The 13,468-nt window shown below is 67.4% G+C and carries 13 protein-coding genes and 1 tRNA gene; 6 read left to right on the top strand and 8 right to left on the bottom strand.

Annotation, left to right across the window (positions count from 1 at the left end; all coding sequences use genetic code 11):
• Both lon and IM632_RS08615 read right to left on the bottom strand, forming a co-directional pair.
• Positions 1 to 1,760: endopeptidase La (lon, locus tag IM632_RS08610; RefSeq protein ID WP_296552228.1), on the bottom strand; the 1,760-nt coding region annotated here is incomplete at its 3' end.
• Positions 1,761 to 1,933: 173 nt separating this feature from the next.
• A complete protein-coding gene (locus tag IM632_RS08615) occupies positions 1,934 to 2,602 on the bottom strand; it encodes a DUF3011 domain-containing protein (protein WP_296479652.1) in 669 nt (222 codons plus the stop codon).
• A gap of 96 nt (positions 2,603 to 2,698) precedes the next feature.
• Between IM632_RS08615 and IM632_RS08620 the strand changes: the two genes are divergently transcribed.
• A complete protein-coding gene (locus IM632_RS08620) occupies positions 2,699 to 3,496 on the top strand; it encodes an ABC transporter substrate-binding protein (protein ID WP_296479653.1) in 798 nt (265 codons plus the stop codon).
• 1 nt (position 3,497) lies between these two features.
• Here IM632_RS08620 and clpX read toward each other — a convergent pair whose 3' ends face one another.
• Complete coding sequence (gene clpX, locus IM632_RS08625; protein ID WP_293513997.1) at positions 3,498 to 4,760, bottom strand: ATP-dependent Clp protease ATP-binding subunit ClpX; 1,263 nt, start codon at positions 4,758 to 4,760, stop codon at positions 3,498 to 3,500.
• A gap of 277 nt (positions 4,761 to 5,037) precedes the next feature.
• Here clpX and IM632_RS08630 point away from each other — a divergent pair, with 277 nt between their 5' ends.
• Positions 5,038 to 5,679 (top strand): HAD-IB family hydrolase, encoded by a 642-nt coding sequence (locus IM632_RS08630; RefSeq protein ID WP_296479655.1) that lies wholly within the window; start codon positions 5,038 to 5,040, stop codon positions 5,677 to 5,679.
• A gap of 16 nt (positions 5,680 to 5,695) precedes the next feature.
• Here IM632_RS08630 and IM632_RS08635 read toward each other — a convergent pair whose 3' ends face one another.
• The gene (locus IM632_RS08635) at positions 5,696 to 6,310 is read right to left on the bottom strand and encodes an ATP-dependent Clp protease proteolytic subunit (protein WP_293513999.1); all 615 of its coding nucleotides are present in this window, start codon (positions 6,308 to 6,310) and stop codon (positions 5,696 to 5,698) included.
• Between the two features lie 108 nt (positions 6,311 to 6,418).
• Positions 6,419 to 7,777, bottom strand: a complete 1,359-nt coding sequence (gene tig / locus IM632_RS08640) for a trigger factor (RefSeq protein ID WP_296479656.1) — start codon at positions 7,775 to 7,777, stop codon at positions 6,419 to 6,421.
• Positions 7,778 to 8,049: 272 nt separating this feature from the next.
• Here tig and IM632_RS08645 point away from each other — a divergent pair, with 272 nt between their 5' ends.
• Positions 8,050 to 9,018 carry a formylglycine-generating enzyme family protein gene (locus tag IM632_RS08645; RefSeq protein WP_296498959.1) on the top strand — a complete coding sequence of 323 codons (969 nt, stop codon included), beginning with the start codon at positions 8,050 to 8,052 and terminating at the stop codon, positions 9,016 to 9,018.
• A 55-nt stretch (positions 9,019 to 9,073) separates the two neighbouring features.
• Positions 9,074 to 9,158, top strand: a tRNA-Leu gene (locus IM632_RS08650).
• 4 nt (positions 9,159 to 9,162) lie between these two features.
• On the opposite strand, the gene IM632_RS08655 is transcribed toward IM632_RS08650, so the two are convergent.
• Genes IM632_RS08655 through IM632_RS08665 form a run of 3 tightly spaced genes read right to left on the bottom strand, consistent with a single transcriptional unit; the run spans position 9,163 to position 12,730 of the window.
• Positions 9,163 to 10,611, bottom strand: coding sequence for an NAD(P)H-hydrate dehydratase (locus tag IM632_RS08655; RefSeq protein WP_296480242.1), 1,449 nt, complete (start codon positions 10,609 to 10,611; stop codon positions 9,163 to 9,165).
• Between the two features lie 4 nt (positions 10,612 to 10,615).
• Positions 10,616 to 11,185 (bottom strand): histidine phosphatase family protein, encoded by a 570-nt coding sequence (locus IM632_RS08660; RefSeq protein ID WP_296480245.1) that lies wholly within the window; start codon positions 11,183 to 11,185, stop codon positions 10,616 to 10,618.
• A 3-nt stretch (positions 11,186 to 11,188) separates the two neighbouring features.
• Positions 11,189 to 12,730, bottom strand: a complete 1,542-nt coding sequence (locus IM632_RS08665; RefSeq protein WP_296551150.1) for an acetyl-CoA acetyltransferase — start codon at positions 12,728 to 12,730, stop codon at positions 11,189 to 11,191.
• A 237-nt stretch (positions 12,731 to 12,967) separates the two neighbouring features.
• Between IM632_RS08665 and IM632_RS08670 the strand changes: the two genes are divergently transcribed.
• Together IM632_RS08670 and IM632_RS08675 are read left to right on the top strand one after the other, a co-directional pair.
• Positions 12,968 to 13,306 carry a P-II family nitrogen regulator gene (locus tag IM632_RS08670; protein WP_293513574.1) on the top strand — a complete coding sequence of 113 codons (339 nt, stop codon included), beginning with the start codon at positions 12,968 to 12,970 and terminating at the stop codon, positions 13,304 to 13,306.
• A 33-nt stretch (positions 13,307 to 13,339) separates the two neighbouring features.
• Positions 13,340 to 13,468: hypothetical protein (locus IM632_RS08675; protein WP_296534695.1), on the top strand; the 129-nt coding region annotated here is incomplete at its 3' end.

Here is a 13,468-nt window from a genome sequence, read left to right on the forward strand (position 1 = left end):
CCGTACTTGAAGCGGCGGACGCCGGCGTAGTCGGCCAGGCGGGCCTCGTCCACGACGATCGGACCGACGGTCTCCTCCGGCTTGCGGCGCATGAGGTCCCGGACCGCCTTGCGGGCGAGGTTGCCGATCTCACGCTCCAGAGAGCGCACGCCGGCCTCCCGGGTGTAGTAGCGGATCAGGTCGCGCAGGGCCGCGTCGGGCAGCTCGAACTCGGCGGCGGTGAGCCCGTGGTCCTTCATCTGCTTGGGCAGCAGGTGACGGCGGGCGATCTCGACCTTCTCATCCTCGGTGTAGCCGGGGATGCGGATGATCTCCATGCGGTCCAGCAGGGGCTGGGGCATGTTCAGGCTGTTCGCCGTGGTGACGAACATCACCGGGCTGAGATCATAGTCCACTTCCAGGTAGTGGTCGGCGAAGGTGGCGTTCTGCGCCGGGTCCAGCACCTCCAGCAGGGCCGAGGACGGGTCACCCCGCCAGTCGGCGCCCATCTTGTCGATCTCGTCGAGCAGGAAGAAGGCGTTGGTGGACTTGGCCTTCTTCATCGACTGGATGATCTTGCCGGGCATGGAGCCGATGTAGGTCCGGCGGTGACCGCGGATCTCGGCCTCGTCGCGCACGCCGCCGAGCGACACGCGAACGAACTCACGGCCCGTCGCCTCGGCGATGGACTTGCCCAGGGAGGTCTTGCCGACCCCGGGCGGACCCACCAGGCACAGGATCGGGCCCTTGAGGGAGCCGGTGCGCGACTGGACGGCGAGGTACTCGAGGATGCGCTCCTTGACCTTCTCAAGGCCGTAGTGGTCGTTCTCGAGGATGGACTCGGCCTTCATCAGGTCGATCGGCTTCGACTTCGCCTTGCCCCACGGAATGGACAGCAGCCAGTCGAGATAGTTCCGCACGACGGTGGATTCCGCCGACATGGGGCTCATCGACCGCAGCTTCTTGAGCTCGGCGTTGGCCTTGATGCGGGCTTCCTTGGACAGGCGGGTGCGCTTGATGCGCTTTTCCAGCTCGGCCAGCTCGTCGCGCTCGGCGTCCTGTTCGCCCAGCTCCCGCTGGATCGCCTTCATCTGCTCGTTCAGGTAGTACTCGCGCTGGGTCTTCTCCATCTGCCGCTTCACACGGCTGCGGATTTTCTTCTCGGTCTGCATGACCGAGATCTCGCCCTCCATGAGGGCGAAAACCTTCTCCAGGCGCTTGGAGACGCTGAAGACTTCGAGCAATTCCTGCTTCTCGGCGATCTTGACGTTGAGGTGCGAGGCGACGCGGTCGGCCAGCTCGCCCGGGTTCTCGATGGCCGAGAGGGCGGCCAGGGCCTCGGGCGGCACCTTCTTGTTCAACTTCACATAGGCCTCGAACTGATCGATCACCGCCCGGCTCAGGGCCTCGACCTCGGCGGAGGGCGCCGCGTCCTCGGTGACGAGGGCGACCTCGCCGGCGAACCATTCGGATTCGTCCAGGAACCGGACGATCCCGGCGCGGCCGCGGCCCTCGACCAGGACCTTCACCGTTCCATCGGGAAGGCGCAGCAGCTGGAGGATGGCGGCCACCACGCCGACGTCGTAGATGTCGGACTGACCGGGGTCGTCATCATCCTTGTTCTTCTGGGTGGCGAGCAGGATTTCCCGCTCGGTGGACTTCATCGCTTCCTCCAGAGCCCGGACGGACTTCTCCCGGCCCACGAAGAGCGGCACCGGTTGGTGTGGGAAGACGACGATGTCCCGCAGGGGAAGGATTGGAAGCTTACGGGCTTCGGTCATGGTCACATACTCCTATCCGCCCCCCTCCATTGAGCAGGAACGGTCACGCCTCCCTGCGACAATCGCCAGGGTCGGCGCCTCGCGGTTAAATGTGGCGCGTCGGGGGTCCGGTTCAAGCCATGCGGGCCAGACAGTCGTGGACAACCCCGGAAAACGGGCGCCAGGATCCCGGATCAGTTGAGCTTGGTGAGGGTCGCCGCACCGTTGTCGTAGCGGCAGGTAAAGGCATAGGAGACCGCCTTGGGGCCCGCATCCACGGACACATAGCCCTGAACGGTCCATCCGCCGGAAGAGGCGGTGGTGGTGGTGATGCGGTCGATCCGGGGCCGCTGACCATAGGCCGAAACCCGATTGACGGCTTCCAGCCGGCAGGCCTCCACAGCGACGCCGGAGGACGAGGACGAGGACGAAGACGAGGAACCGGACGACGGCTTGTCCTTGTCGCTGTTGGCCGCCGCGATCGCCCCGACCACCAACCCGCCGAGGATCAGGCCTCCGATCAGGGCGCCGGTGTCATCCTTCTTGCTGCTTCCGTAGTCCGGATAGCTATTGTCCGGATAGTAGCCGTAGCGGTCTTCAACCCGGAACCGGGCCCGGCAGCCGCCGTCCACCCAGATGCCCCGGCGGTCCCGCCCCCAGGTGGACCCCTCAATGCAGGCTCCGCGGCCGCTGGAGTACTGACGGTCCAGCCAGACCCGCCCGGGGGAGTAGACCGGACACCAGCTCCGCCGGTAGTCCTGCGAGGCGCAGGTCACATAGGAGTCGGCCCGCGCCGGGACGGGAGGCGCAACGCCCGCCACGGTGGCGGTGGCGGCGGCGGCGATCAGCAGGACGGGGCGCATGGCGGTCTCCTTGCACGGCCTACGAGAACTTACGCAAGCGGTTGTGCAGGCGGCAAGCTGAATGCAAGCTGACCGGGAAACGGGGCGGAGGGTGCGATGAAGAGATTCCTGGCGGGACTTGTCCTGGCGGCGGCGGCGGCCTCCCCCGCAATGGCTGGCGGACTGGAGGATGCTCTGGCCCGGGGCGTCTTGCGGGTCTGCACCGCAGAGGCTGCGCCCTTCGCCGTCAGGACCCCTTCGGGCGAGCTGATCGGTCATGAGGTGGACATTGCGGCGCGGCTGGCCAGCGACCTGGGCCTGTCCCTCGACCTCAAGGTGACGCCGCCGCGCGAGGTTCTGAACCGGCTGAACGCAGGGGACTGCGATGTCGCCATCTCCGCCCTGGCCATCGACCCTGCAAGGCTTGTCCAGGTCTGGATGACCAATCCCTATTCGGAATCGGACATCCGGATCGTGGCGAGCGCCAACGCCCCCTTCCGCGTCGAGCAGCTCAATGTTCCGGACTCCGTGATCGGCGTGGTGACAGGCACCCTGGCCGCAGAGGCGGCGCGGACCCGGCTGCCCTCCGCCACCTTCCGCGAATTTCCGGACCTGCTGGCGGCGCAGCGCGCCCTGGACGACGGAGCCATCAACGCCCTGGCCTTCAAGGAACCGGTCCCGACCCTGACCGTGGCCGCCGCCAAGCCCCAGCGCTACGCAGTGGGCGACGGGCCATCCCTCGCCCGCACGGCGGACGCTATGGCGCTCCGCAAGGGCGACGTGAACCTGCTGAACTTCCTCAATGGCTGGATCTCGGCCCGGCGCCGCGACGGATTCCTGAACTCGACCCACGCCTACTGGCTGACCGGGATCGACTGGATGGCCCGGCTGAAGCCGGCCGCCGAGACCCGATAGGTCAGGCCGCGCCGCCCTTGTCGCGCCGCTCGGAATAGATCACCAGCGGCTGTGACCGCCCTTCCACGACCTCGGCGTTGACGACAACCTCCTCGACGCCCTCCCAGGTCGGAAGCTCATACATGGTGTCGAGCAGGATGCCCTCGAGGATGGAGCGCAGGCCCCGGGCCCCGGTCTTGCGGGCGATCGCCTTGCGCGCCACCGACGACAGGGCGTCGTCCGTGAAGGTCAGCCCGACATTCTCCATGTCGAACAGGCGCTGGTACTGCTTGACGAAGGCGTTCTTGGGCTCGGTGAGGATCTTCACCAGGGCCTTCTCGTCCAGGTCGTCGAGGGTGGCCAGCACCGGCAGGCGGCCGATGAACTCGGGGATCAGGCCGAACTTGAGCAGGTCGTCCGGCTCCACCTGGCGGAAGACGTCCCCGGTGCGCCGCTCGTCCGGATCGGAGACCTTGGCGCCAAACCCGATGGAGGTGCCCTGCCCGCGGGCCGAGATGATCTTTTCCAGGCCGGCGAAGGCCCCGCCGCAGATGAACAGAATGTTGGTGGTGTCCACCTGCAGGAACTCCTGCTGGGGATGTTTGCGACCGCCCTGCGGCGGCACGGAGGCCACCGTGCCCTCCATGATTTTCAGAAGCGCCTGCTGGACGCCCTCGCCGGACACGTCCCGGGTGATGGAAGGGTTGTCCGACTTGCGGCTGATCTTGTCGACCTCGTCGATGTAGACGATGCCGCGCTGGGCGCGCTCGACATTGTAGTCGGCGGCTTGGAGCAGCTTGAGGATGATGTTCTCGACGTCCTCACCGACATAGCCGGCCTCGGTCAGCGTCGTCGCATCGGCGACGGTGAAGGGCACATCGATGATCCTGGCCAGGGTCTGGGCCAGCAAGGTCTTCCCGGTGCCCGTCGGACCGATGAGCAGGATGTTGGCCTTGCCCAGCTCCACATCGTTGTTCTTGGTAGCGTGGTTGAGGCGCTTGTAGTGGTTGTGGACCGCCACAGCGAGGACCTTCTTGGCATGGTCCTGGCCGATCACATAGTCGTCGAGAACCTCCCGGATCTCCTTCGGAGTCGGAACGCCATCCTTTGATTTCACGAAGGAAATCTTGTGCTCTTCACGGATGATATCCATGCAGAGCTCGACGCATTCGTCACAGATGAACACCGTCGGGCCCGCAATCAGCTTGCGGACCTCGTGCTGGCTCTTGCCGCAGAATGAGCAGTACAGGGTGCTCTTGGAATCCCCGCCGGCGGCCTTGGTCATGCGTCTCTCACTCCTTCGGCGGACGATCCGTCGCCGCGCCGTCGAACCCGGGTCATTCCCTTAAGGTTGCGTTCAGTCTGCCGGAACCGGGTTGTCGAAGTGTTGACAGTCCCTGATCTCGGCCCAGATCACAAGTCCGGGGTCCCTTTTGACGGGCTATACCCGAAACCTGTGGCATTGTCGTCATGAGGCGAATCTGACGAAGGGCCTCTCCCCTGACGTTTGCAGAGACGATGATCCGGAAGTGCCCAAGACCCGCCTCCGAACCCCAGCGCCGATCGTTCTGTCGCCCGAGGACATCCCGGAGGATCCTTCCCGTCCCGTCGGCGTAGTGGCCTTCGACTTCGACGGCACCATGACGGTGCGGGACAGCTTCACCGCCTTCCTGGCCTGGCGGGCGGGCCCGGCGGACTGGGCCAGGGGCCTCGCGGCCCTGGCGCCGGCGGCGGGCCGGTACCTGGCGGACCGGGACCGGGGGCGGATGAAGGCGGCGGCTGTCAAACGGTTCCTGGCCGGCATGCCGCGGACCGAACTGGAGGCCCTGGCACGCGAGTTCGCCGAGGCCCAGGCGACGCGGCTCCTGCGTCCCGACGCCCTGCGCTCCTGGAGGTACTGGCGCGCCCGGGGGGCGACCCTGGCCATTGTCACCGCCTCGCCGGAAATCCTCGTGGCGCCCTTCGCCCGAGGCCTCGGCGCCGATCACCTTCTGGGCACGCGACTGGCGGTGGACGCGGACGGACGGATCACCGGCGACCTCGAGGGCGCCAACTGCCGGGGACCTGAAAAGACGCGTCGCCTGCGGGAGATTTTCGGCCCTGACCTGCACCTGGCGGCCGCCTACGGAGACACCGCTGGAGACGCAGACATGCTCTCCATCGCCGCCCATGCGGGATATCGGGAATTCCGCGAAAGGCCCTGAGGCTGCGGCGCGCGGATCAGTCCTCGCCGCGGTTCTCCTGCACGTGATCGACGAGGCCCCAGTCGCGGGCCTCCTCGGGCGTCATGAAGGTATCGGCGTCCAGCTTTTCCTCGACCTCGTCGTAGGTCCTGCCGGTATGCTTGGCGTAGATCTCGTTGAGCCGCCGCTTGATCTTCAGGATGTCCTCGGCGTGCCGCTCGATGTCCGAGGCCTTGCCCGAATAGCCGCCGGAGGGTTGGTGAACCATGATCCGGGCATTCGGCAGGCTGATGCGCTGGCCGGGGGCTCCGGCGGCCAGAAGGAACGAGCCCATGGAAGCGGCGTAACCCATGCAGAGGGTGGCCACCGGGCTGCGGATGTACTGCATGGTGTCGTAGATCGCGAGGCCCGACGACACCACCCCGCCCGGCGAGTTGATGTACATCTGGATCTCTTTCTTGGGGTTCTCGGCCTCAAGGTAGAGCAGCTGGGCGCAGACCAGGGCGGCCATGCCGTCCTCGACGGGACCGGAAACGAAGATCACCCGCTCCTTCAGGAGGCGGGAGAAGATGTCGAAGGCGCGCTCTCCACGGCTGGTCTGCTCGACCACCATGGGGACAAGGTTGAGGGCGGTCGTCACCATATCCGGCATTGGCGTGCACCTTCAGGCTGAAGCGGCGACTCCTCCGCGGAGACGCTCTCCTTCGATATCGCGTTTCGACAGGGGCATGGCAAGGCCGCGCCCCGGATTGACTCCGGCTTAAGCCTTGTAGGTCTCCGGCATGTCATCTTCCTTCAGAAGCTCCTCTTTGGAGACCTTCTCGTCCTCGACCTTCGCCTTGGAGACGATCAGGTCGACGACCTTTTCCTCGAAGATCGGCGCCCGGAGCTGGGCCTGGACGGAGGGGTTCTGGCGGAAGAAGTCAAAGATCTGCTGGGCCTGCTGACCATAGCGCATCGCCTCGGCGCGCATGGCCTCGGCCAGTTCCTGTTCTGTCACCTGGACGTTGTTGACCCGGCCGATCTCGGCGAGGACGAGACCCAGACGCACCCGCCGCTGAGCGATCTTGCGATACTCGGCCTCGAGCTGCTCGTCGGTCTTGCCGGCGTCCTCAGGGGGCAGGTTGCCGGCCGCCTTGTCCTGCTGGACCTGCTCCCAGATCTGCGAGAACTCGGCTTCGACCATGCGGGGCGGAAGCGGGAAGTCGTGCTTCTCGTCAAGAATGTCGAGCAGGGCGCGCTTCAGCTTGAAGCGCGTGGCGCTGGAGAACTGTGACTGCAGGTTCGACCGCAGAAGGTCCTTCAGCTTCGCAAGGTCCTCGACACCCAGCCGCTGGGCGAGCTCATCGTCGATCTTGCTGGCCTTGGGGGCGCGGACTTCCTTCACTGTGACGGTGAACTCGGCGTCCTTCCCGGCCAGGTGCGCGGCCTGGTACTCGGCCGGGAAGGTCACCTTGACCAGCACCTCGTCCTCCGGCTTGGCGCCGACCAGTTGCGCCTCGAAGCCAGGGATGAACTGGCCCGACCCGAGCGTCAGCGTCGCGTCCTCGGCAGACCCGCCCTCGAAGACTTCCCCGGCCACACGGCCGACGAAATCGATCAGAAGCTGGTCGCCATCCTTGGCCTTGGTGGTCTTGCCCTTGCGGGGCTCGTAGGTCTTGGAGGACTCCGCCAGCTCGGCGACGGCTTCGTCCACCTCCTTGTCGGTCGGCTCGTAGACCGGGCGCTTCAGGGAGATACCGGAGAAGTCGACGGGCTCGAACTCGGGGATCACCTCGAGCGCGATCTCGTAGGACAGGTCCGCCTTGCCCTCGACCACCTGCTGAATGTCGCCCTCGGGGCGCAGGTCCGGCTCGCCGGCGGGCCGGAGGTTGTTGTCCGACAGCACCTTCTGGGTGGTCTCGGTGATGGTCTGCTCGACCACCTCGCTCATCAAGGACCGGCCGAACATCTTGCGGACGTGACCGGCCGGGACCTTCCCCGGGCGGAAACCCTTGAGATTGAGGGTAGGCGTGATCTCGGCGATCCGGGCCTCGACCTTCTCCGCCAGCAGGGCGGAAGGTACGGTCACGCCATACACGCGGCTCAGACCTTCAACGGATTTCTCAACGATCTGCATCGACATTCAAGCCACCGGACCCTCCGCGCGCTGCGCAGGCCAGATCCGCCTTCTTCCGGAAAAACGGGCGCCGCCGAAAGCCGGCGGCGAGGGGGCGACCTTATGTCATGCGACCGGCCGCGGGCCAAGAGCAAAGCCGCCCTGCGCCGCTCCCGGCGCTCGGAAATTCGCGCAGGCCTGGACGGATGGAGACTCCCGGCGCGCACCGGCCTCGGATATCAACTCGCCTTCCCCGACCCGGATGGCCCGGGCGAGGATTTCGGGAGGCATCGGTGACGGATGAACCAGTTCGGCCGCCCGGGGAACCGCCCTTCCCCGGCATGGCCTGGGCGCCCGGCGGCGTCTTCACCATGGGATCGGACCGCCATTACCCTGAAGAGCGACCGGCGAGAGCGGTGCGGGTCGACGGGTTCTGGATGGACCTGACGCCCGTCACGAACCGTCAGTTCGAGGTTTTCGTCCGCGAGACGGGGCATGTGACGACGGCGGAAATCGCCCCAAGAGCCGAGGACTATCCCGGTGCGGACCCGAGGATGCTCCGGGCGGCTTCCCTGGTGTTCACGCCCCCGTCGGGGCCGGTCCCGCTGAATGATGTCTCGGCCTGGTGGACCTGGAGTTTCGGGGCCAACTGGCGCCGCCCCCGGGGCCCGAACAGCTCCCTTCGCGGCCTGGAAGATCACCCCGTGGTTCATGTCTCCTGGCATGATGCGGCCGCCTACGCCGCCTGGGCCGGAAAGTCCTTGCCGACGGAGGCGGAGTGGGAGTTCGCCGCATGGGGAGGACGCCCCGCCGAAACCGAATTCGCCTGGGGAACCGAGCTGACCCCGCAGGGCCGGCATATGGCCAACACCTTCCAGGGCGCCTTCCCCTATGCCAACACCTGCAAGGACGGGTTCCGCTGGACATCGCCGGTCGGCAGCTTTCCTGCGAACGACTATGGTCTCGTGGACATGATCGGCAATGTCTGGGAGTGGACGGCGGACTGGTACGCCGAAAACCCCGGCCAGGAGCCGAAAGGCCCCTGCTGCGTGACGGAAAATCCGCTCGGGGGCCGGGAGACCGACAGCTTCGACCCCGCCCTCCCCGGCATCCGGATTCCACGGAAGGTCCTGAAAGGCGGCTCACACATGTGTGCGCCAGACTACTGTCAGCGTTACAGACCCGCGGCCCGGCACGCTCAGTCCATCGACACCTCAATGAGCCATCTGGGTTTCCGCTGCGTCGTACGCCAGAAGGCATGAAGCTCAGCGGCCGCTTGTTTCTGGGCCTCAGCCGCCATAGGACGGCCTGACCGTCGCCCTCCTGGCGGAATTGGTAGACGCGCGGGATTTAGGTTCCCGTGCCGCAAGGCGTGCCGGTTCGACTCCGGCGGAGGGCACCAGCCTTTACGGGCGGGCGTAGAGGTCGGAGAGCACCTGCGGGGCGAGGTCGGGCAGGTCTTCCGAAATCAGACCGGGCCCGAACCTTTCCGCTGCCTGAGCGTGAATCCAGGCGCCGGCGCAGGCAGCGTCGAATCCGGAAGCGCCCTGGGCCTGCAGGCCCGCGATGAAGCCGGCGAGGACGTCGCCGGATCCTGCGGTCGCCAGCCAGGGCGGGGCGTTGAACGTCACCGCGGCGCGTCCGTCCGGATGAGCGATCACCGTATCTCCGCCCTTGAGAAGGACCACCGCCCCGGCTCGCCGGGCCGCTTCACGGGCCGCAGCGATTCGGGTTTCCGAGGTCGCCAGCAGGCCGGGAAAGAGACGCTCAAACTCCCCGGCGTGCGGCGTCAGCACGTCGTCGAGGTCCAGAAGGGAGAAAAGGTCCGAGGGTGAGGCCCGGAAGACCGTGATGGCGTCGGCGTCGATCACCAGGGCCGCACCGGTCCGACCCAAGGCCAAGACCTTGTCCCGGGTGGCGTCATCGACGCCCGCGGCGGGACCGACAACGACAGCGTCCATGTCCGCACAGGCGACCTCGATCTCATCGGCGGTGTCTGCGGCGACCAGCATGACCGCTTCCAGGTGGGCCGCGTTGACGGCGAGGGCGTCCCGGGGGGAGACTACGGTCACAAGCCCCGCGCCGGCCCGCAGGCCCGCCCGGGCCGCCAGCCGCGCCGCACCGGTGCGCCAGGGCCCGCCACTGACCACACCCAGCCGTCCCCGGCTGTGTTTGTGCCCCTCTGTGGAGGGCCAGGGGAAACGGCCAAGCCAGAGGCCGGGGTCGTTTTCGAACAGCCGGGACGACACCTCGCCCAGTCCGATGTCGACGACGACGATCTCCCCGCATCGCTCGCGCCCGGGCAGCAAGACATGAGCCGGCTTGCGCGCCTGGAAGGTCACGGTCAGCACGGCCGACAGCGCCCAGGCGCCGACGGGGCGACCGGTGTCGCCCGACAAGCCGCTCGGCACATCGACAGCCACGACCTGATGCGCCCCTGCGACCAGGGGCTCCAGGCGCCGGATCACAGCGGCGTCCAGGGGACGGTTCAAGCCAGCGCCGAACAGGGCGTCGATCACCAGGGTCTCGTCCCCGCCCCGCCCCCAGGGATCGATGGGATCGGTCCAGCGCGCCCGGGCCTCGCGGGAAGCGTCGGTCCCGGGCGACGCCAGGGCTTCCACGGTGACCGGCCATCCCCGGGCCGCCAGGTCGCAGGCGGCGACATATCCATCGCCGCCGTTGTCACCGGGGCCGCAGATCACACGGACAGGTTGCTTGGCGAAGCGGGCCTCCACAGCTCTCGCCACCGCCCGGCCCGCTTTCTGCATGAGCTGGCTGACAGTGGCGCCGCGCGCGACCGCGTCCCGGTCCGCCTGGGCCATCTCCGCCACGGTCAGGATGGGCCGGGGGGACATCAGGCTAAAGGACCCCGGTCGACGCCTCGCGTCCGGCCTCCACGAGGGTGAGGCTGCCGCCGTCGGTGGCCAGGGTGGTGATGGAAGCGTGATCCGGACGGAAGACCAGGACCCGGTCATCCCCGGCCAGGAGCGACATGACCGCATTGATCGCCACATAGTGGCTGAAGACCGCAGTCCTGCCCCGCGTCAGAAGGGAAGCCGCCGCCCGGCGTCTCCAGTCCTCGTAATCGAGGTCGCCCCGGATATCCGCCCACCGCCCCTGGAAGGCCTCCCGCAGCCAGGCGGGACGCGCCTCGGCCGTCAGCGTGCTGGGTGTCGGAATCTCGCCGACACCCGGGTCGATTTCGATCTCCACACCGAGGGCCTCGGCCGTGGGCGCCGCCGTCTCGCGACACCGCCGGAGCGGTGAACTCACCACCCGCAGGGGTCGTTGCTCATCAGGCAGGGACAGGAGGAAGTCCCGGGCGGCCTCAGCCTGGGCCCGGCCGGCGGCATCCAGTCCCGGGTCCTCGTCGGCCTCGCCCCAGACGGCGGCGGGCTTGCCGTGGCGGATCAGGAAGAGCTGCTGCATGGTCTAATCCAGGGTGAAGAGGTTGCGACGGTCGTCCTCGGAGCGGGCGACAGTTCCGGTGCGGCCTATGCCCTCCCGGGCCTCGAGGGAGGCCAGGGCCCCCGTCTCGGTCCCCGGAATGATGGCGGCGAAGCGGCGGTCGGCCATGTCCCGGGCGACGATGATCCCCATCCGGAAGCCGTCCCGGTCATGAATCACCGTGTAGGTCTCCACCCTGCCCCGCCCGGACGGCCGTTCGATGACGGCGGGGCGCGGCAGGGCGTCAATCTGCGCCTGCAGGACCGCGGGATCCTCCCGCCGGAAGGGCGTGGAGGGGCGGCGCGTGGAATAGACGCCGGTGGACTGTTTGGTCAGGTACCAGCCGTTGGCCGTGCAGAGGCCGAAGCTTCCGGGCTGCGCCCGCAGGCGCTGCATCATCACCACGACCCCGTGCATGGCGTAGTTGTTTCCGGGACCCCCGGCATAGGGCAGCCCGCCGGTGACCGTGAAGCCCCGGGGATCGTCCAGAGCCAGACCCAGGGACTCGGCCCCGACCTGAACCGCCGAGGGGAAGCAGGAATAGAGGTCAAAGGCGGCGATGTCCGAGACCGACAGTCCCGCCATGCCCAGGGCGCGCTCACCCGTCAGGCGCATGGCCGGGCTGGAGTGGAAGTCCTGGCGGTCGATAGGGTTCCAGATGTCGTTGGCGTCGGCGCAGCCGTGCAGGAAGATCATGCGGTCCTCGGCCACCCCCAGCTCCCGCGCCCGCGCCAGACTGGTGATCAGGACCCCTGCGGACTGGTCGACGTCCATGATGGCGTTCAGGAACTTCGGATAGGGAAAGCCGATCATGCGGTTGGCCGGCGTCACCGTGACCAGTTCCTCCGCCGACCGCTCGATGGGGAACCAGGCTTCCGGGTTGGCCGCCGCCACCCGGGTGAAGGGGGCGAAGAGCTCGCCGAGCCGCCTCTGGTGGTCCGAGATCGACCGGCCGTCCCGGGCGCGCAGGGCGTTCTCGAAGAGGGGATAGATGTTGATCGGCCGGTCCATGCCGTGGACCGCCTCGTAGGCGCTGACGCCGGGCCGGCCATCGCCGATCCAATCCGGCGGCGGAAGGTCCTCGGCGTCGTCCCAGTCCTCGAACCCCAGACCTCGGGTCAGACGCTTCACGCCCGATCCCATGAACTCGGCGCCGATCACCAGGACCTGGCGGTTTCGACCCTCCGAGATCCTCTGGGCCGCGACGTTGATGGCGTACTGCGAACTGTTGCCGCCGGCGCGGGTGTAGACGCTCCAGTCCGGCCGGGCGCCCAGCCGCCGGGCCAGGGTCGCGGGCGGGTTGGTCGAATGCGGCATGACGCGCCGCTCGCCCTGCGCATCTATGGCGAAACTGATCATGGCGAGGCCGTCGATACGGGCCAGGATGTCTGCGCCCAGCCCGGCGTCAGCAGCGGCGCGTTCCGCCGCGAACTTGAGCAATTGCGTGGGAGAGGGCGACGCGCCGGGATCGCCCCGCCAGGTGAACTGGCCGCCTCCGATCAGAACCGGTGTCGTTTCGTCGCTCACCCGGCGTCTCCCCGTCTGCCTGGGGACGATCCTAGGCTCTGAAAGGCGCGTCTCAAGCGGAATTCCGGACGCCCGTTCAAATGCCTATCTTTATGGCAGATGGCGCCTGATTTCCGGGCGCCCGCCGAACTTTCCGGCAGGAGGTCGCGCTGTCCCGCGCGCCGGGTCTTGAACGGGTCGACGGCCTCGTTCACCTGCCCGGAAGCAGCGGGCGCACAGCCCGGCCGGAGCCGGCAGATGAAAAAAATCGAAGCGGTCATCAAGCCCTTCAAGCTCGACGAAGTGAAGGAAGCCCTTCAGGAGCTGGGGCTCCAGGGCATGACCGTCATCGAGGCCAAGGGGTATGGCCGTCAGAAGGGACACACCGAGCTCTATCGCGGGGCGGAGTACGTCGTGGACTTCCTGCCCAAGATCAAGGTCGAAGTCGTGATCCCGGACGATCAGCTCGAGGCGGCGCTGGAGGCGATCGTCGGGGCGGCCCGGACGGGGCGGATCGGCGACGGGAAAATCTTCGTGTCGGAGGTCCTGGATGTGCTGCGCATCCGGACCGGCGAGACGGGAGACGCCGCTGTCTAGGCGGCGGGACATTTCACCACAAAGGGGAACATCATGGCCACGGCCAAGGACATTCTGAACCAGATCAAGGAAAAGGACGTCAAGTACGTCGACGTCCGCTTCACCGACATCCGCGGCAAGCTGCAGCATGTCACCTTCGACATCGACCTGGTGGACGAGGAG

Origin of the sequence: Phenylobacterium sp., assembly GCF_020402505.1 — a bacterium.
Classification (GTDB): domain Bacteria; phylum Pseudomonadota; class Alphaproteobacteria; order Caulobacterales; family Caulobacteraceae; genus Phenylobacterium.

Bases quoted from the DNA above. Each gene is read 5' to 3' on its own strand.
- clpX (WP_293513997.1), bottom strand. From the start codon at position 4,760: ATGACCAAGGCCGCCGGCGGGGATTCCAAGAGCACCCTGTACTGCTCA.
- IM632_RS08615 (WP_296479652.1), bottom strand. From the start codon at position 2,602: ATGCGCCCCGTCCTGCTGATCGCCGCCGCCGCCACCGCCACCGTGGCG.
- IM632_RS08655 (WP_296480242.1), bottom strand. From the start codon at position 10,611: ATGTCCCCCCGGCCCATCCTGACCGTGGCGGAGATGGCCCAGGCGGAC.
- tig (WP_296479656.1), bottom strand. From the start codon at position 7,777: ATGCAGATCGTTGAGAAATCCGTTGAAGGTCTGAGCCGCGTGTATGGC.
- IM632_RS08635 (WP_293513999.1), bottom strand. From the start codon at position 6,310: ATGCCGGATATGGTGACGACCGCCCTCAACCTTGTCCCCATGGTGGTC.
- IM632_RS08660 (WP_296480245.1), bottom strand. From the start codon at position 11,185: ATGCAGCAGCTCTTCCTGATCCGCCACGGCAAGCCCGCCGCCGTCTGG.
- IM632_RS08620 (WP_296479653.1), top strand. From the start codon at position 2,699: ATGAAGAGATTCCTGGCGGGACTTGTCCTGGCGGCGGCGGCGGCCTCC.
- IM632_RS08670 (WP_293513574.1), top strand. From the start codon at position 12,968: ATGAAAAAAATCGAAGCGGTCATCAAGCCCTTCAAGCTCGACGAAGTG.